The organism is Streptacidiphilus jeojiense, assembly GCF_000719095.1.
GTDB classification, from domain to species: Bacteria; Actinomycetota; Actinomycetes; order Streptomycetales; family Streptomycetaceae; genus Streptacidiphilus; species Streptacidiphilus jeojiensis.
In genome coordinates this window covers 92,659-109,991 of sequence record NZ_JOEH01000009.1, presented here as the reverse complement: position 1 = coordinate 109,991, position 17,333 = coordinate 92,659, and the positions used below count along the sequence as shown (strand labels likewise).

Here is a 17,333-nt window from a genome sequence, read left to right as displayed (position 1 = left end):
GCATGTGGGACGGCCCATGGCCAGATGGGGCCCTCCCTGACTGCGACGTCGCTCCGCAAGACTGACCCAGTGAGTCGACAAATATCCAACCCTGACAGCCTAATTCCCCCATAAGCGTGACAAGGGAGCCCTAACCCCCGAACGACCAACAGTTCGGGTCGTAACGGTTCTCCCTTGTGTCACCGCCCATTCGGCCGTCCGCAGCCACCCGCTCGGCCCCGCCGGGGGCTCGCGGCCTGCGAAAACCGCACGCCCCCGGGCGTGCGGCCACCCTCCGTACGTCAACCCGCCGAAGTATTCATCACCCGTCAATCCGCCCTCCACGGCGACGCAGGCGAGGGTCCACCCGCGCCCGGCCGGTGTCAGTGGACGGCAGTAGCATCACCGGACCGACCGACTGTCAGGAGTCCCGTATGGAGCCCACGTTCGCCGACTTCTCGGTGTCCCCGCCGCTGCTCGGCAACGGAGTGGTGCGCAACGCCGGCAGCAGTTTCGGCGGGGACCACCTCAAGCTCGGGGCGGGCGGGAGTGCCGAGCTGGACTTCGAGGTGGCGCCCGGCGAACAGATCATCGAGGCGACGCTCAAGGTGACGCTGCTGACGTCCAAGCTCGGGCCGTCCCCCGGGTTCGCGCCGATGGACCTGGTGGTCAACGGCGAGCCCCTGGTCGAGGCGCTGACCGTCCCCGGCGGCGGCGACCTGCCGCAGACGCTCGCCTACGCCGTGCCCGGCGAGCAGCTGCACCCCGGCACCAACACCGTGGCGGTGCGCAGCTCGCCCAAGTCGGCCACCATGCTCTGGCTGTACCGGATCACCGTCGACTCGGTCTATGAGCGGGACCGCTCCGAGCGGGCGATGGGCGCCAAGGCCGCCGAGCGGGCGGTCTTCGCCTTCCGCACCGAACGGCGGCCGGTCGGTGCGGAGAACTGGGTGCCGGCCCCGCCGCTGCACCTGCACGTCGACCGCGGCGAGCACGCCCTGCCGTCGCAGGTCTCCTGGCGGAGCGTCGACGGCGCCGAGGGGGCGGCCGTCTTCCAGTCCGCGATGACCGACTTCCTCGGCCACCACCGGGCCGCGGACGGCACCGTCGCCGAGTTCCGCGGGCGTCTCGCCGAGCGCCGGGCCCATCCCGACGGGACCTCCGGCGCCCCGGTGCACCGCTTCAGCACCCAGGAGGGCTGGGGCGGCGGCTGGCACGACTCCGGTGAACTGCGGTTGCTGGTGGACCACGGCGGTGTGCCCCTGGAGCGCGTCAGCTGGCGCGACCAGCGGACCAACGGCGGCTCGATAGCGCTGCTGCCGGACGGCTCCGGCTTCGTCGGCATCTACCAGCGGGTCAACGAGGGCCCGATCGGGTACCGGAGCGTGCCCGTCCTCAGTGGCCCGCCGCTCCCGGAGGCACCCGCACCCGCGCCGCCCGCGGTGACCACCGCCGCCTCGGGGCGTGCCGAGCTCCAGGAGGAACTCGTGCGCACCGCCCAGCAGTTGGGACGGGTCACCGACGCGGCAGCGGGCCGCCTCGCCAAGTGGCTGCGGGACCGCTGAACCGCGCCGGGGACCGGTGCCACCGGCTAGCGGCGGCGCGGCATCAGCTTGTACAGCGCCAGGCCGGCGGCGATCAGGGTGGTGGCCGCCACCAGGACCGCCATGTTGTTGATCCAGACACCGGTGGCGGCCAGGGTGGCCCCCGCCGTACCCGTGGTGCCGGCACCTATCACTCTTCCGTACATCGATCGTCTCCTCGGTTGATCGTCGGGGACTGTCGGACAGGGCTGTCGGACAGGGACTGCTGCGCCCCGGAGGGGGCCGGCCGGGCCGCTCGGACGAGCGGGCCCGGGGATCAGGTGGCGACCCAGCGTTCCTCGCTGCGCCGGGCCAGACCCCACAACGAGGCGAAGTAGACGGCGTGCTGGAAGAGGTCGTAGAGCATCTCGGGCACCATCAGCAGCGCGACCAGGACGGCGGCGGGGCCGGCCCGGCGCACCGAGACGACCTTCTCGACCACGAAGACCGAACCGATCGCGGTCCACACCGGTGACAGTCCGGGCCAGCCGTACACGGTGAGGGTCAGCGTCATGAAGGCCAGGTAGACCAGGAAGCTCAGCGCGCCGAAGCCCATCATGATCTGCTGCAGGAAGTAGCGCGCGGTCACCCTGGTCCAGCCGTAGTCACGGAGGTTCTCCAGGGCTCCGCGCTGCCAGCGCATCCGCTGGTGCCACAGCTTGGGCAGGCTGGTCATCACCTCGGTGGTCACCGAGCAGCGGGACGGCGACATGGTGCGGTAGCCGAGGGTCTTGACGGCCTTGGTGATCTCGTCGTCCTCGGTGAGCGAGGCGAGGCTGTAGCACTCGGTGCCGCCGCCGATCCGTCCGGACCGGCGCGCGGCCCGGACCTCGCGGAGCACCCGGGCGCGGAACATGGTGCCGGTGCCGGTGAGCACCGAGGCCTTGCCGCCGTTGCGCTCGATCTCCCAGGCGTAGCGCTGGAACTCCATCCGCTGGAGCAGTCCGAGCAGACCGCCGCCGGGCTCGCCGTAGAACACCCCGCCGACCGCTCCGACCTTGCGGTTGAAGGTCGCCATCGCGGTCTCGACGAACCACGGGTTCAGCACCGTGTCGGCGTCCTGGACCAGGATCAGGTCGCGGTCGGCGAGGTGCGGCAGGACCCAGGCGATGGCCTGGTTGAGCGCCCCGGCCTTCTTGTGGATGTTCTCGACCGACGCGAAGACGTCGGCGCCGCACTCCCAGGAGATCTCGGCGGTCGCGTCGGTGCAGTTGTCGGCGACGACCACGATCAGGTCCGGTGGCCGGGTCTGCTGCTGCATGCCGCGGATGGCGTCGGCTATCCGGTCCTGCTCGTTGTGCGCGGGTATCAGCACGACCAGCCGCGGAACGCCCTCGGTGAAGTCGTCCGCTGCGGCATGGGCACGACGGGACCCGTGGCGGCCGCCCCCGTGCGGCCGCGTCTGCACTGTCCCCGCCACCTGGCGCACCTGAAGCTCCGGCTCATCCGCATTGGCTCCGCTCGGGCGACCTGGCCAATCCTTCGCAGAGTCTGCACGGAATCTGCACGCTCAGGCAAGGAACCTATGCGCATTCACAGGTAGGGGTCCGGGTCAGGACGGCGCCCCCTGCGACTGCAGCTCGGAGCCCTGCTCGGCCTGCTCGGCGGTGGCCTGTTCGGCGGTGGCCTGTTCGGCGGCGGCACCGGCCCACTGGGCCCGGACGAAGGCCGCCGCGGCGTCGAGGGCGGCGTCGGCCTCGTCCAGCATCGCCGCGAAGGACTGGAACACGTGCGGCACCTGCGGCCAGACCTGGAGGTCGACCCGGACGTCGTGCTCGGCGGCGCGGGCCGCCAGCCGGGTCGCGTCGTCGAGCAGGATCTCGTGCGAGCCGACCTGGACCAGCAGCGGCGGCAGCCCGGTCAGGTCCGCGAACAGCGGGCTGGCGGTCGGCACGGCGGGGTCCGTGGCGCCCAGGTAGTCACCGGCCCGGGTGCGCAGGCCGGCCGCGGTCAGTGACGGGTCGACAGCCGCCTTGCCGACCAGGCTGCCGCCGGACAGGGTGAGGTCGGTCCAGGGCGAGAAGACCGCAGCCGAGGCCGGCTGCGGCAGTCCCGCGTCCTTCGCCGCGACCAGCGCGGCGACCACCAGGCCGCCGCCGGCGGACTCGCCGACGAAGGCGATCCTGTCGCTGGGGACGCCCTGGTCCAGCAGCGCCCGGTACGCGGCGACGGCGTCGTCGACAGCGGCGGGGAAGGGGTGCTCGGGGGCGAGCCGGTACTCCACGCTGACGGCCCGGGCGCCGACCCGCCGGGCCACGTCGGCGGCCAGGCCGGCCCCGTCCGCCGCCGAGCCGATGGCGTAGGCGCCGCCGTGGAAGTAGAGCAGCACGGTCGACGGATCGCTGCCGGGGGTCTCCACGGTGAGGACCGGCACCCCGCCGAGCTGGTCCGGGGTGAGCGAGACGTCGGCGGGCAGCGGGATCGACGCGATCATCTCGTGGAAGACGGCGCGCTGTTCGACGACGTCGCCGCCGATGTCGAGCGGGCCGTGCCGCAGGAGTTCGTCCAGGGTCTGGCGTTGCTGCCGGGTCATGAGGAGGTGCCTTTCGGGCAAGGGGAGTTCGGGGGAGCTCAGCGGAGCTCGGGGTTCGGTGCGGGCGGGACCTGGATCAGCGCGGCGGGCCGAGGATGATCTGGCCGTACATGTCGGCGGCTTCGGCCATGCGGTCCCTGGAGATCTGGAAGCCCTCGGGGCGGGGCGTGGCCAGATCGCGTCCGGCATGGCGGAACATCCCCTCGATCCCGCCGGGGGTGCAGATCATCAGCAGGTCGGCGGCGTCCGAGGTGATCCGGTAGCCGTGCGGGACGTTCTTGGGCAGGTAGACGATGCCGCCCTCGGACAGCTCCATCTCCTGGTCGTCGGACCACACCAGCGCTTCGCCCTTGATGAGCATGAAGACCTCGTCCTCGCGCGTGTGCATGTGGTACGGCGGGGCCTCGCCCTTGTTGACGGTGAACCGGCCGACCGTCAACTGCCCGTCGGTGGCGGCGCTGTCCAGGAGCACCGAGAAGATCCCGCCGTCGAGCCATTCGAGTTTCTGCTGCTGATCGGGCTCTGCCAGGTAGGCCATGCTCATGGGGAGGTCCCTTTCGTTTCGCTTTCCCGGGAACCTGTTTTCCCGGGCATCCGGAAATGAGAAAACGGACGTGTTGGATGCTTCTCCTGAACACGCCGTTACCGCAAGGTAAGAGGGTGGGAACAGCAGTACCACCCCACCTCCGGCCTGGTTACGATGCGATTGATGGCGACGACGAATCATTTCGGTATCGCGCTGCGCGGCTGGCGTGAACGGCTGTCCCCGCCGGACGGCGACGGCCGGCGGGTCCAGGGGCTGCGCCGTGAGGAACTGGCCCGGCTGTCCGGGGTCTCGGTCGACTACGTGGTCCGGCTGGAGCAGGGCCGGGCCCGCAATCCCTCGGCCCAGGTGGTGACCGCGCTGGCCAGGGCGCTGCAGCTGCCCCCCGCCGAACGCGACCACCTGTTCCGCTGCGCCAGTCTGCTGCCGCCCTCGGACGGCGACGTGCCGATGCAGGTGCCGGTGCGGGTCCGGCAGTTGATGCTCCGGCTGGAGGACACCCCGCTCGCGGTCTACGCCGCCGACTGGACCTTGGTCGCCTGGAACCGGATGTGGACCGCGCTGATCGGCGACCCGGACAGCTACGGCTGGGACCAGCGCAATCTCGTCGCCGGGATGTTCCGGTCGGTCGGTCCGACCGGGGCCGGACCGCACCGTCCGGAGTCCATCGCCGAGTGGCCGGTGCGGTCCTCGGCGGGTGACGCGGCCGAGGAGGCCGCACTGGTCGCCGATCTGCGTTCGACCGCCGCCGCCTATCCCGCCGACCGACGCCTGGCCGCACTCGTCGAGCGATTGACGAGAACCAGTCCGCGCTTTGCCGAACTGTGGTCCAGCGGCACGGTCGGCGCCATCGGCGGGGACCGGAAGACCATTGAGCATCCCCGACTCGGGGACATCACGGTCGACCTGGAGGTGCTGATGGTCTCCGGTTCCGATCTGCGCATCATTACGTACACGGCCGAAGCCGGTACCGCCGATGCGGAGAAGCTGGAAAGGCTGCGTCTTTCCGTCCGGTAATGCGGGGCTCACCCGCCGCCGGGCCGGCGGCGGTCCGGGAGTGCGGCCCGGGTCAGCGTCGTGGCGGTGTGCACCAGGCTGCTGATCGCGGCCTCGGGGTCCAGCCCCTGCAGATCGGTCAGGACGAACAGGGCCTCGGCGCTGACCACCACGGCGAGATCCTGCTTGAGCTGGGTCAGCGCCGCCGGGTCCGCGACGCCCAGGGTGCCGTCCAGCGGCGCCAGCGCATGGTCGATCAGGCCGAAGCGCAGGCCGGGACGGGCGGCGGCGCCACCCGGCCGGATCACCGTGGCCGCGATCATGGCGCGGACCACGCCCTGCCGGGTCAGCACGTGCCGCAGCAGGAACTCGGTCGCGGCGGCGACGCGTTCCACCGGGTCCACGGAGCCGGCCACCGGCTGGAGCGCCTCCTCCGCGCTGGGCAGTTGCCCGGCGATGGCCTCCTGCAGCAGGCTGGCCAGGTCGGGGAAGTAGCGGTAGGCCGTGGCCTCGGACACCAGGGCCGCCTTGGCGACCTCGGGCATCGTCACCTCCCGGCCGGTACGGCTGAGTTCGGCCGCGGCCTGGACGATCGCGGTACGGGTGCGCAGCTTCTGGTTGGCGCGTCCCATGGTGCTCTGCGATGTCATCGATCCACCCTTCGTACGACGCAAGGCCCCTACTGTCATGAGAGCATACTCTCACCAGGAAGCCGATCATGATGCTCAGCCGACGGAGCCGGCGACCGCGCCGGCGACCGCGTCGACATCCCCGCCCGGCTTGACGACGGTGTCCACGAAGTCGCCGATGGCCCCCAGGGTCCGGCCCAGCTGCTCGACCTGCGGGAAGTGGCCGGCCTCGGCTATCGGGGCGAAGTGGCCGTCGGGGAAGGAGTCGGCGAAGCCGCGGCCGTAGCCGAGCGGCGCGATCCCGTCCTGCTCGCCCCAGACGACCAGCACCGGCACGGTGACCCGGTGCAGCCGGCCGCGCAGCTTGGGGTCGTGGGTGAAGGCCTCGCCGGCGTAGGTGGCCAGAGCACGCTGGTTGGCGGCGGCCGCGGCGCGCTGCTGGTCGCTGAAGGTGGAGAAGTCCGGCCGGAAGGCCGGGTTGTGGAAGGACAGCTGGGTCATCTCGGTGGGGGCCATCACCCGGGTGTCGAGGACCTGGTTCTGCTTCAGATGGGCGTGGATGCCCACCGCGTTGATCAGGGTCAGTGCGCCGATCCGGCCGCGGGTGTCGCGCAGCGCCATCTCGGCGGCGATCCAGCCGCCGACCGAGTTGCCGATCACCATCACGCCGGTGAGGTCGAGCGCGTCCAGCAGGTCCAGGTAGGCCACCGCGATGTCGGCGACGGTGTCGAAGCCGTCGGGGCGGTCGGTGCCGTCGAAGCCGGGGTGGGTCGGGGCGATCGCGTAGACGTGCTCGGACAGCGCGGTGGCCAGGCCGGCCATGGTGCGCGGTCCCGCGCCGCCGTGCAGCAGCAGTACGGCGCTGCCGTCGGTGTTGGTGCCGTACTCGGCGACGGTCAGCGAGAGGCCGCCGGCCAGGTCGACGATCCGGGTGGTGCTGGTGCCGCTGATGGAGACGGGGGAGGTCATGATGCCGGGTCCTTGTCGTCGCGTTCACGAGAGCTGACTTGCATGAGCATAGGCAGCTCTCATCGACTTGTGCAAGTGAACTCTCATAACGAGGGCCGACAGTCCCCGGGCGGCACCGGAACAACTCGTGTCACATCCGGATGATTCACATATCAGCGTTCATGATGCTCAGGTGACGACCTGTACACGTTCAGTGAATATCGGGTGTAGGACGTTCCTCATCGGGGGACCCTCCCAGGACAACGGTTCGGGGGGATCGGCATGCGTTGGATCGTGAGTTCGAGCATCAGGCTGGCCGCAGCAGTGGTGGCGGCGGCGATCGTGGTCCTGGTGGTGGGGGTGGGATCGCTGCGCCATGCAGCCGTGGACACCCTGCCCGAGTTCCTGCCGCCGCAGGTACAGGTGCAGACCGAGGCCCTGGGGCTGTCCACCAACGAGGTCGAGCAGCTGATCACCGTCCCGCTGGAGGACGAGTTCAACGGCCTGGCCTATCTGGACCGGCTGCGCTCGCAGTCGGTGCCGGGGCTGTCGTCGATCGAGCTGACCTTCAAGCCCGGCACCGACATCTACAAGGCCAGGCAGCTGGTGACCGAGCGGGTCGCCCAGGGGCCCGCGGTGGTCAACGTGGGCACTCCCCCGGTGATGATCCAGCCGCAGTCCGCGCAGAGCCGCACCATGATGATCGGACTGTCGTCCAAGTCCACCTCGCTGATCGACCTGTCGACGCTGGCCCGCTGGCGGATCCGGCCCCGGCTGCTCGCCGTCCCCGGGGTCGCCAACGTGACCATCTGGGGCCAGCGCGACCAGCAGCTGCAGGTCCTGGTCGACCCGGCGAAGCTGCACGCCGCCGGGGTCACCCTGTCCCAGGTGATCAACACCACCGGCGACGCCATGTGGACCTCGCCGCTGACCTTCGTCGAGGCCTCCTCGCCGGGCGCGGACGGCTTCATCGACACCCCCAACCAGCGCCTGTCGGTCCAGCACATCCTGCCCATCACCCGGCCGCAGGACCTGGCCCAGGTGCCGGTCGAGGACACCACCGGCAAGACGCCGGTGAAGCTGGGCGACGTCACCACCGTGGTCGAGGACCACCCGGCGCTGCGCGGCGACGCCGTGCTCTCCAGCGGCTCCGGGTTCCTGCTGGTGGTGGAGAAGCTGCCGGGGGCCAACACCCTGGCGGTGACCAAGGGCGTCGAACAGGCGATGGCGGAGCTCAAACCGGGGCTGACCGGGGTCACCATCGACACCTCGGTGTTCCGGCCGGCCAACTTCGTGGAGTCCGCGCTGCACGACCTCGGCTGGTCGGCGCTGGCCGGACTGGTCCTGCTGACGCTGTGGCTGGGCGTGTGCTGGCGGTCCTGGCGGGTCGCGCTGGTGGGGCTGGTGGCGGTGGCGCTGCCGCTGGTGGCGGCAGCGTATGTGCTCTACCTGCTCGGGGCCACCTTCAACGAGATGACGCTGCTGGGGATGCTGGCGGCGCTCGGCATCATCGTCGACGACGCCGTCTCGGGGGTGCTGGCGCTGCGCGGCGCGGTCCGCGGGTTCGCGGCCCGCGCCGACGGCGACCGCACCGCCGCGGCCGCCGCGGCCGGAGTCAACGGCGCCGCCGGAAGCCCCGGGGCCGGCACTCCCGATCCGCTGGCGCCGGCCGGGGCCACCGCCCTGCCGCACGGCGGTGACCTCCCGTCAGCAGCCGACCTCCCGTCGACCAACGGTCAGGGCGCGCCGCCGACACCCGATCTGGGGACACCCGATCCGGGGACACCCGATCCGGACCCCGGCCCGCACCCCGACCCCGGTCCGCCGCTCTCCGAGCTGCTGACCGAGGCCCTGGTCGACGCCCGTCGGCCGCTCGGCTTCGCCCTGGCCGTGCTGCTGGTCACCGCGGTGCCGCTGCTGCTGATCCCCGGCCTCGGCGGCTCGATGGCGCGTCCCATGGTCGCCGCCTATGTGCTCGCCCTGCTGGCGGCCAGCGCCGTGGCCCTGACCGTCACCCCGGCCCTGGCCCAGCTGCTGCTCCGGCCCGGGCGGCGCCGGCGGACCGAGCCCGCCCCGGGCCCGGAGCAGACGCTCCAGCCGTCGCCGCGGGCGCACTGGATCGAGCGCGGCTACCACCGGCTGCTGGACAACGGGCTGCGCCCGGTGGTCGCCTGCTCCCTGGCCGTGGTGCTGGCGCTGGCCGCGCTGGCGATCATCCCGCAGCTGGCGCACACCTCCCAGGGGCTGCTGCCGCAGGCCCAGGACCGCGATCTGCTGGTGCAGTGGCAGGCCACGCCGGGCACCTCGCTGCCCGCGATGGAGAAGACCACCACCGCGGCCGGCGACAGCCTGCGGGCCGTCCCCGGCGTCCAGGACGTGGCCAGCGACATCGGCCAGTCCCTGATGGGCGATCAGATCGTCAATGTCGACTCGGCGCAGACCTGGGTCACCCTGGCGCCGGGCGCCGACTACGGCCGCACCACGGCCGCCGTCCGCAAGGCGCTCGACCAGCAGTCCGTCCACCACACCGTGCTGACCTACCCCCAGCTGGCGCTCCAGGACGCCACCGCGGAGGTGACCGACGGCGACGACGCGGTGCGGGTCCGGCTCTACGGCACCGACACCAAGGTCATGGCCGTGCAGGCGGAACGGCTGCGGCAGGCCGTCGCCGCGCAGCCCGGCATCACCGACCCGACGATCCGGCAGGTCCCCACCGAGCCCTCGATCGAGATCGCCACGGACGTCACCAAGGCCGCCAAGTACGGCCTCAAGCCCGGCGACGTGCGCCGCGCCACCGCCGTCCTGGTGGCCGGCATCCCGGTCGGCAGCTACTACCAGCAGCAGCAGATCTTCGACGTGGCCGTGTGGAGCACCCCCGCGGTCCGGGACAACCTCTCCGACCTGCAGAACCTGATGCTGGACACCCCCAGCGGGGGCCTGGTCGCGCTGAAGGACATCGCCACGGTGTCGATCCAGCCCGCACCCACCGAGATCGACCACGACCAGGCCTCCCGCTATGTCGACGTGGTCGCCACCGTGCACGGGCAGGACCTGGGCACCACGCTGAGCCGGGTCCGCTCGGCCGTGCAGGCGGTGGAACTGCCGCTCGGCTACCACGCCGAGGTCAGCAGCGGTCTGGAAGGGACCCAGAGCGGACAGCTCACCCTGGTGCTGTGCGTACTGGCCTGCGTTGCCGGTGCGCTGCTGCTGTTCCAGGCGGCGCTGCGCAGCTGGAGCCGGGCGGCGGTACTGCTGCTGGTCCTCCCGCTGGCGCTCTCCGGCGGGGTGCTGACGGCACTGGTCAACGGCTCCCGGATCACCACCGGGGCGCTGGTCGGCTTCCTGCCGCTGCTCGGCATCGCCGTCCACGGCGGACTGACGCTGTTCCACGCCTTCCGGGACGACGCGGACGTACGGCGCGCCGCCGGGCGGACGGCTCCGGCCGTGCTGACCACCGCTGTGGCGCTGGCCCTGCTGGTGGCGCCGTTCGTGGTGCGCGGCGACATCCCCGGGATGGAGCTGGCCCGGCCGTTCGCCCTGGTCGTGCTCGGCGGGCTGGTCAGCACCACACTGGTGACCCTGGTGCTGCTGCCGGCCCTGCAGCTGTGGCTGCCCGGCGGCGACCGCGCCCCGGACGAGCTCGCCGCGGCGGATCCCGGCCCCGGAAACCCCGGCACCGGACACCCCGTCTCCGGAGACCCCGCCGCCGCCGGGGAGGTGCGCTGATGAGGCGTCGGCGCACCATCGCCACGGCCGTCCTGGCCGTCCTCGGCGGCGCCCTGCTGGCCGCCTGCGGCCCCAAGGCGGAGGCCGCGCACGACGTCCAGCCCGCCACCCTGGTGCCGATCCCGGGCAGTTCGCTGCACCGGGTGGTGCTCACCCCCGAGGCGGTCGGCCGGCTCGCCATCGCCACCACGCCGGTGCTCCGCCCGGCCGGCTCGGGCGGGCTGCTGCAGATCCCGGAGACCGCCCTGATCTACGACCCCGAGGGCCGCCCCTGGACCTACACCGTCCCGGCGCCGCGCACCTACCTGCGGGTGGCCGTCGTGGTCGACCGCACCGTGAACGGCCAGGTGCTGCTGAGCTCAGGGCCGCCGCCCGGCACCCCGGTGGTGGACGTGGCCGCGGCCGAACTGCTGGGCGCCGAGTACGGCGTGGGAGAGGAGTGACCATGGACCCGTCCGGCTCCACGCCCTTCTCCCCGACCGGCACATCCGCCCGTCCGGCCGCCCGTCCGCCCTCCGTGCCGGCGCCGCGGGGACCGCGCCGGCCGCGCCGCACCGCGATGCAGGCCATCGTCTCCTGGAGCCTGCGCTTCCGCTTCCTGGTGGTCGCCGCCGCGGTCGCCCTGATGGCCGTCGGCATCGCCACCATCCCGCACACCCCGCTGGACGTCTTCCCGGAGTTCGCACCCCCGCAGGTGCAGATCCAGACCGAGAGCCTGGGCCTGTCCACCTCCGACGTCGAGAACCTGGTCACCGTCCCGATCGAGCTGTCCATGAACGGCATGGCCGGGCTGGACACGCTGCGCTCCACCTCGGTGCCGCAGCTCTCCTCCATCGTGCTGATCTTCAAGCCGGGCACCGACCTGCTGCACGCCCGCCAGCTGGTCCAGGAACGGCTGTCCACGGTCCGCCCCACGCTGCCCAAGTGGGCCAGCCCGCCGGTGATGCTGCCGCCGGTCTCGGCGACCGGCCGGGTGCTCCAGATCGGGATGACCTCCAGCACGCTGAGCACCATGCAGCTGTCCCAACTCGCCTACTGGAACATCAAGGCGCGGCTGCTGCGGGTGGACGGCGTGGCCGACGTGTCGATCTGGAACGAGCGCCAGCCCACCTTCCAGGTGCAGGTGGACCCGGCGAAACTGGCGGCCAGTCACACCACCCTGGACGACGTCGAACGGACCACCTCCGACGCCCTGGACTCCGGCGCGCTGCAGTTCTCCACCGGGTCGGTGGTCGGCGCCGGCGGCAGCGTGGAGACCCCGAACTCCCGCTACCAGGTCGGCCACCAGCTCTCCATCCAGACCCCGGCCGACCTGGCCAAGGTCCCGCTGGAGGACCCGGCGGCGCAGGGGAAGAACATTCCGCTGGGCAGTGTCGGACAGGTGGTCCAGGACTACACGCCGATCATCGGCGACGCGGTCATCAACGGGAAGCCCGGCCTGCTGCTGGTCGTCGAGAAGCTCCCCTGGGGCAACACCCTCCAGGTGACCAAGGACGTCGACCAGGTCATCGCCCAGCTCCAGCCAGGGCTGCCCGGGGTCCAGTTCGACACCCACATCTTCCGGCCCGCGGACTTCATCACGGACTCGGTGCACAACCTCACCGACGCCCTGCTGCTCGGCTTCCTGCTGGTCGTGGTCATCATCGTGCTGTTCCTGTTCGAGTGGCGGGTCGCGCTGATCAGCCTGATCACCATCCCGCTGTCGCTGGCCGCCACCCTGCTGGTGCTGCGGGCCTTCGGCGCGACCGTCAACACCATGGTGCTGGCCGGGCTGATCATCGCGCTGGGCGCCGTGGTCGACGACGCGATCATCGACGTAGAGAACATCCTGCGCCGGCTGCGCGAGGCCAGACGGGCGGACGAGTCCGCCTCCACCGCGCGGATCATCCTGGGGGCCTCACTGGAGGTCCGCAGCCCCATCGTCTACGCCACCCTGATCATCGTCTGCGCGTCGGTCCCGGTGTTCCTGCTGCACGGGCTGACCGCGGCCTTCTTCCGGCCGCTCGCCGTCTCCTACACCCTGGCCATCGCGGCCTCGATGGCCGTGGCGCTGACGGTCACCCCGGCGCTGACCCTGATCCTGCTGCGCAAGGCGAAGCTGAAGCGCTTCCAGTCCCCGCTGGTCCGGGTGCTGCGCCGCTGGTACGGGGCGCTGCTGGGGCGGATCGTGGCCCGGCCGCGGGCCGCCTACGCGGTCTTCGGCCTGGTCGTGCTGGCCGGGGCGCTGGTCGCCCCGCAGCTCGGGCAGTCGCTGTTCCCCACCTTCCAGCAGCGCGACCTGCTGATCCACTGGGACGCCATCCCCGGCACCTCCGACGCCGAGGTGGTCCGCACCACCACCAAGCTCAGCAACGAGCTCAGCGCCATCCCCGGGGTCACCGACTTCGGGGCCCACATCGGCCGGGCCAAGCAGGGCGAGGAGGTCGTCGGCATCAACGCGGCCGAGGTGTGGATCAGCATCTCGCCGAAGGTCGACTACAACCGCACCGTCGCCGCGGTGCGCGCCGTCGTCGACAGCTACCCCGGCCTCTACCGCGACGTCGAGACCTACCTCAACGAGCGCATCGAGGAGGTGCTGTCCGGCTCCAAGGAGGCCGTCACCATCCGGATCTACGGCCAGGACCTGGCCTCCATGCGCAGCACCGCCGACGCGGTGCTGGGCCGGATCCAGTCGGTCCCCGGCGTGGTGGACCCGCATGTCGACCTGTCGGTCGACACCCCGCAGATCCAGGTCGAGGTGAACCTGGCCGCGGCCGCCAAGTACGGCCTGAAACCCGGCGACATCCGCCGCCAGGCGGCCGCCATGGTCGCCGGACAGGAGATGGGCAACGTCTTCAAGGGCAACCAGGTGTACGGGGTGTACGTGTGGAGCGTGCCCTCGGCCCGGTCCAACCCCACCGCCATCAGCGACATGCGGCTGGACACCCCGTCGGGCGGCAGCGTCCGGCTGGGCGACCTGGCGAAGGTGACCATAGGGCCGGACCCGTACCTGATCACCCGTGAGGACAACTCCCGCTACATCGACGTCGGCACCAACGTCCAGGGCCGCGACCTGTCGGACGTGGTCCAGGACATCCAGCACAACCTGGTGGGCCTCAGCGTGCCGCAGGGCTCGCACTACGCGCTGCTCGGGGAGTACAAGGAGCGGCAGAGCGCCCAGAACAGCCTGCTCACCACGGCCCTGATCGCCGCCGCGGCGATCCTGATCCTGCTCCAACTCGCCTTCGGCTCCTGGCGGTTGGCGGTGTTCGTGTTCCTCACCCTGCCGATGTCGCTGGTCGGCGGGGTGATCGCGATCTGGATCGGCGGCGGGGTGGTCACCATCGGGGCCCTGGTAGGCTTCTTCACGGTCTTCGGCATCGCCGCGCGCAACGGCATCCTGCTGGTCAACCACTGCCAGCACCTGGAGGAACAGGAGGGCGTGGCCTTCGGCCCGGCCCTGGTGGTCCGCGGCGCCGGCGAACGGCTCGCCCCGATCCTGATGACCTCACTGGCCACCGGTCTGGCCCTGGTCCCGCTGGTGGTGCTGGGCAACCAGCCCGGTCACGAGATCGAGTACCCGCTGGCCGTCGTGATCCTCGGCGGCCTGATCACCTCCACCCTGCTCACCCTCTTCGTGGTCCCGTCCCTCTACCTCCGCTTCGCCAAGCGCGGCCGCCGGAGCGCGCCGGAGGCTGCCGCCGTAACACTTCGATAAAGCCGGTGCGGGGTTTGCGTCCATGGGGTGCTCTGTGTCCGGATCGTTCCCCGGCCCGCACATTGCGGTCGCACAGGAAGGGGCTAGTGTGCACCGACTGACCCCAGCGACCGAAGGACTCCCGTGGGATCCATACGCACCCGCCGCGCCCTCAGCACCGCCGCCGCGCTCGCTGTCACCGGCACGGCGCTGCTCGCCGGGGCCGGCACCGCGTTCGCCGCGGACTCGCTGCACATCAACATCAGCGAGTCCAACCTCACCCTGCCCAAGGCGGTGAACGGCACCGCGGGCACCAAGACCCTCCATGTGGAGGTCGCCCACGACCAGCAGGGGCACATCCCCTCGGCCACCCTCACCGTGGACGTCAGCGGTCTCGCCGGGGTGGCCGACGTGGTCTGGCCCGCCACCTGCACCCACACCGCCACGGTGGGCACCTGCAAGATCAGCCATGTCGACGACCTCGGCAGCGGCCAGCCCCCGACCGAACTCGCCATCGGGCTGAAGGCCGACCCCAAGGCCGCCGACGGCGCCCAGGGCACCCTGGACCTCAAGGCCACCGCCCCCGGCGTGGACTCCTACGAGGTCCCGCAGACCGTCACCGTCGGCTCCGGCGCCGACCTGACGATCCAGCAGCTGAGCGCGGTCCACCACGCCAAGGTCGGCTCGACCCTGAGCGCCCCGATCCAGTGGTCCAACACCGGCAACGAGACCTCCCCGTCGACGGTGCTGACCCTGGAGACCATGGCCGGCCTCGACTTCAAGCAGCACTACAGCAACTGCAAGTACGGCAAGCCCACCGGCGACCTGGTCAGCGTCCGGGCCGTCTGCACCATCAACACCCCGATCGCCCCGGGCCAGTCGCTGCGGCTGGCCGACCCGGTACAGGTGGGCGTCACCAGCGAGGCCTGGTACACCCTGCTGACCGCCTCGGTGCTGCCCCCGGGCGCCCAGGCCGACGCCGCGGTGGCCGGCGGTTCGGGCTACACCAGCGGAACGGGCCCGGCGCTGACCGCCGAGGCGGTCACCACCTCCTCGCTCCACGCCAACACCGCCGACATCAACCCCGAGGACAGCTACACCGAACTCGACGTCTACGCGGACAACCACGCCCACTTCAGCGCGGTCGGCGGCAGCGCCCGCGGCGCCAAGGGGCAGACCGTGGCGGTGACCGTGGGCATGCGCAACAACGGTCCGGCCCTGATCTACGACCGCAGCGGCGGCGAGGCCGTGGACGCCCTCAAGGTCGCCTTCCCGGCCGGCACCACCGTCACCAAGGTGCCCGACGGCTGCGAACTGGCCCCGAAGGGTGCGACCGCAGGCCACGGCCCCTACGAGTGCAACTCCAACTACGCCCAGGGCCCCGGCTACCAGGTCCTCTACACCTTCAGGGTCCGTCTGGACGCAACGCTCTCCAACGCCCGAGGCAGCGCCAGGCTGACGAATTTCATGAGCGACTACATCGGCGGGCCGGTCACTTTCCCCTGGGACAACAGCACCAGCGGCTACACCGCGCCCATCGTCTTCAACGGCACCAGCCGGTCCGGCGGCTCCCCCAGCACCTCGGCCTCCGCCTCGGCCTCCGCCTCCCCGCGACCCCGGTTCACTCCCGAGCCGGGGTCGCGGGCCGCGGGTCCGCTCCTGCTCAGTCCAGCAGTCCGTCGTAGTCGGGCAGCTTGAAGGTGGCGTCGGCGTAGCCGCCGGCCAGGTCGGAGGCGCTGTTGCCGACGTTGGCGACGATGTCGTACCCGTTCGCCTCGATCTGCTTGCGGGCCGCGGTCTTGAAGGTCTGCAGCGATTCCAGCAGCTGCAGCACATTGCGGCTGTAGAGGCCGTCGACGGTGTAGCCGACCGACGTCAGGTTGTACTCGGTGGCCGCGTCGATCAGGTCGGGGCGGCCGGTGACGAAGAAGACCTTGACCCCGTGCGCGGTGGCGTACTGCGCCAGCGCGAGCACCGGCGGGGTGGCCGGGACCGGGTAGCCGGAGGAGAAGTACGAGGCCAGCGAGGTGTTGTCGATGTCCAGCACGATCGCCAGGCCCTTGGTCGAGGAGACCGCCGCGACGCGCTGCTGCAGGTAGGCCTGGGCCGGGGCGGTCGCCGCGGTGGCGTCGGCGAGCCAGGTCGCGTAGCTGACCGTGCTCGCGGCGGCGGTACTCGTGCTCGTGCTCACGGCGGTGCTCGCGGCGCGGGCCGGAGCGGCGGCGGCCGGGGCGGCGAGGCCGAGGCCCAGCGCGGCGGCGCAGGCGACGGTGACTGCTGCGGCGGAGAAGGTGGAGCGGCGCGCGGCGTTCATGGCCCGGGGTCTCCTTCTGACGGTCCCTCAGAGAGTGGGTCACTGCGACCCGTTGTGCAGACTCCCGACCCGGGGCGAACGCCAGGAGGCGCGGAGCCGGACGGCTCCCGTCCCGTTCATGACATCTTACTGACCGGTAAGCCAGGCGGACGCTGAAGCGGGTCCCTGCGGGTCCGACCCGTCCGCTCTCTGCGGGTCCGACCCGACCGCCGACCGGCCGCCGACCGGACCTGGCCTTGACGTCATTGTCGTAACGAATCCCCAGCACCATCCGATCCCAGCGGCAACTCTGGATCAATCCTGATAGAAAGTGCATCTAGTTCGTTCTGCAAGGGGCATGTTCCGGTGGCGGCCCCGTCCACCGAAGAACAGCGAACGCCCGCACCCACCGTGATCCGGCTGTCG

General features: G+C 71.5%; 13 protein-coding genes. 6 read left to right on the top strand and 7 right to left on the bottom strand.

Annotation, left to right across the window (positions count from 1 at the left end; all coding sequences use genetic code 11):
• The first annotated feature begins 413 nt into the window (after positions 1-413).
• On the top strand, positions 414-1,544 hold the full coding sequence (locus tag IF29_RS0113030) for a hypothetical protein (protein WP_051725247.1): 1,131 nt from the start codon (positions 414-416) through the stop codon (positions 1,542-1,544).
• 26 nt (positions 1,545-1,570) lie between these two features.
• On the opposite strand, the gene IF29_RS46835 is transcribed toward IF29_RS0113030, so the two are convergent.
• The 4 genes from IF29_RS46835 to IF29_RS0113010 form a co-directional block, all read right to left on the bottom strand.
• Entirely contained in the window at positions 1,571-1,729 is a 159-nt protein-coding gene (locus IF29_RS46835) for a hypothetical protein (RefSeq protein WP_198037434.1), read from the bottom strand.
• A gap of 110 nt (positions 1,730-1,839) precedes the next feature.
• A complete protein-coding gene (locus IF29_RS0113020; RefSeq protein ID WP_030253622.1) occupies positions 1,840-2,883 on the bottom strand; it encodes a glycosyltransferase family 2 protein in 1,044 nt (347 codons plus the stop codon).
• A 231-nt stretch (positions 2,884-3,114) separates the two neighbouring features.
• Positions 3,115-4,095, bottom strand: a complete 981-nt coding sequence (locus IF29_RS0113015; protein ID WP_051725246.1) for an alpha/beta hydrolase — start codon at positions 4,093-4,095, stop codon at positions 3,115-3,117.
• Between the two features lie 76 nt (positions 4,096-4,171).
• A complete protein-coding gene (locus IF29_RS0113010) occupies positions 4,172-4,639 on the bottom strand; it encodes a cupin domain-containing protein (protein WP_030253619.1) in 468 nt (155 codons plus the stop codon).
• A gap of 165 nt (positions 4,640-4,804) precedes the next feature.
• Between IF29_RS0113010 and IF29_RS0113005 the strand changes: the two genes are divergently transcribed.
• Entirely contained in the window at positions 4,805-5,656 is an 852-nt protein-coding gene (locus IF29_RS0113005; protein ID WP_030253617.1) for a helix-turn-helix transcriptional regulator, read from the top strand.
• An 8-nt stretch (positions 5,657-5,664) separates the two neighbouring features.
• Here IF29_RS0113005 and IF29_RS0113000 read toward each other — a convergent pair whose 3' ends face one another.
• Both IF29_RS0113000 and IF29_RS0112995 read right to left on the bottom strand, forming a co-directional pair.
• Positions 5,665-6,285, bottom strand: a complete 621-nt coding sequence (locus tag IF29_RS0113000; RefSeq protein ID WP_037595101.1) for a TetR/AcrR family transcriptional regulator — start codon at positions 6,283-6,285, stop codon at positions 5,665-5,667.
• A 75-nt stretch (positions 6,286-6,360) separates the two neighbouring features.
• On the bottom strand, positions 6,361-7,233 hold the full coding sequence (locus tag IF29_RS0112995) for an alpha/beta fold hydrolase (protein ID WP_051725245.1): 873 nt from the start codon (positions 7,231-7,233) through the stop codon (positions 6,361-6,363).
• Positions 7,234-7,494: 261 nt separating this feature from the next.
• Here IF29_RS0112995 and IF29_RS43475 point away from each other — a divergent pair, with 261 nt between their 5' ends.
• From IF29_RS43475 to IF29_RS0112975, 4 genes are all read left to right on the top strand, one after another.
• Positions 7,495-10,938 (top strand): efflux RND transporter permease subunit, encoded by a 3,444-nt coding sequence (locus IF29_RS43475; protein ID WP_051725244.1) that lies wholly within the window; start codon positions 7,495-7,497, stop codon positions 10,936-10,938.
• Positions 10,938-11,381 carry a hypothetical protein gene (locus IF29_RS43470; protein WP_051725243.1) on the top strand — a complete coding sequence of 148 codons (444 nt, stop codon included), beginning with the start codon at positions 10,938-10,940 and terminating at the stop codon, positions 11,379-11,381. The genes IF29_RS43475 and IF29_RS43470 overlap by 1 nt, the downstream gene beginning before the upstream one ends.
• Positions 11,382-11,383: 2 nt before the next feature.
• A complete protein-coding gene (locus IF29_RS0112980) occupies positions 11,384-14,635 on the top strand; it encodes an efflux RND transporter permease subunit (RefSeq protein WP_198037433.1) in 3,252 nt (1,083 codons plus the stop codon).
• 123 nt (positions 14,636-14,758) lie between these two features.
• A complete protein-coding gene (locus tag IF29_RS0112975; protein WP_030253607.1) occupies positions 14,759-16,312 on the top strand; it encodes a hypothetical protein in 1,554 nt (517 codons plus the stop codon).
• Here IF29_RS0112975 and IF29_RS0112970 read toward each other — a convergent pair.
• Positions 16,278-16,928: an HAD family acid phosphatase gene (locus IF29_RS0112970; RefSeq protein ID WP_030253605.1), complete on the bottom strand. Its 651-nt coding sequence runs from the start codon at positions 16,926-16,928 to the stop codon at positions 16,278-16,280. The genes IF29_RS0112975 and IF29_RS0112970 overlap by 35 nt on opposite strands.
• Positions 16,929-17,333: the final 405 nt, after the last annotated feature.

Excerpts from the sequence above, each read along its gene's own strand:
- IF29_RS0113030 (WP_051725247.1), top strand. The coding sequence starts at position 414 with ATGGAGCCCACGTTCGCCGACTTCTCGGTGTCCCCGCCGCTGCTCGGC.
- IF29_RS0112980 (WP_198037433.1), top strand. The coding sequence starts at position 11,384 with ATGGACCCGTCCGGCTCCACGCCCTTCTCCCCGACCGGCACATCCGCC.
- IF29_RS43470 (WP_051725243.1), top strand. The coding sequence starts at position 10,938 with ATGAGGCGTCGGCGCACCATCGCCACGGCCGTCCTGGCCGTCCTCGGC.
- IF29_RS0113015 (WP_051725246.1), bottom strand. The coding sequence starts at position 4,095 with ATGACCCGGCAGCAACGCCAGACCCTGGACGAACTCCTGCGGCACGGC.
- IF29_RS0113000 (WP_037595101.1), bottom strand. The coding sequence starts at position 6,285 with ATGACATCGCAGAGCACCATGGGACGCGCCAACCAGAAGCTGCGCACC.
- IF29_RS0112995 (WP_051725245.1), bottom strand. The coding sequence starts at position 7,233 with ATGACCTCCCCCGTCTCCATCAGCGGCACCAGCACCACCCGGATCGTC.
- IF29_RS43475 (WP_051725244.1), top strand. The coding sequence starts at position 7,495 with ATGCGTTGGATCGTGAGTTCGAGCATCAGGCTGGCCGCAGCAGTGGTG.
- IF29_RS46835 (WP_198037434.1), bottom strand. The coding sequence starts at position 1,729 with ATGTACGGAAGAGTGATAGGTGCCGGCACCACGGGTACGGCGGGGGCC.
- IF29_RS0113010 (WP_030253619.1), bottom strand. The coding sequence starts at position 4,639 with ATGAGCATGGCCTACCTGGCAGAGCCCGATCAGCAGCAGAAACTCGAA.
- IF29_RS0112970 (WP_030253605.1), bottom strand. The coding sequence starts at position 16,928 with ATGAACGCCGCGCGCCGCTCCACCTTCTCCGCCGCAGCAGTCACCGTC.
- IF29_RS0113005 (WP_030253617.1), top strand. The coding sequence starts at position 4,805 with ATGGCGACGACGAATCATTTCGGTATCGCGCTGCGCGGCTGGCGTGAA.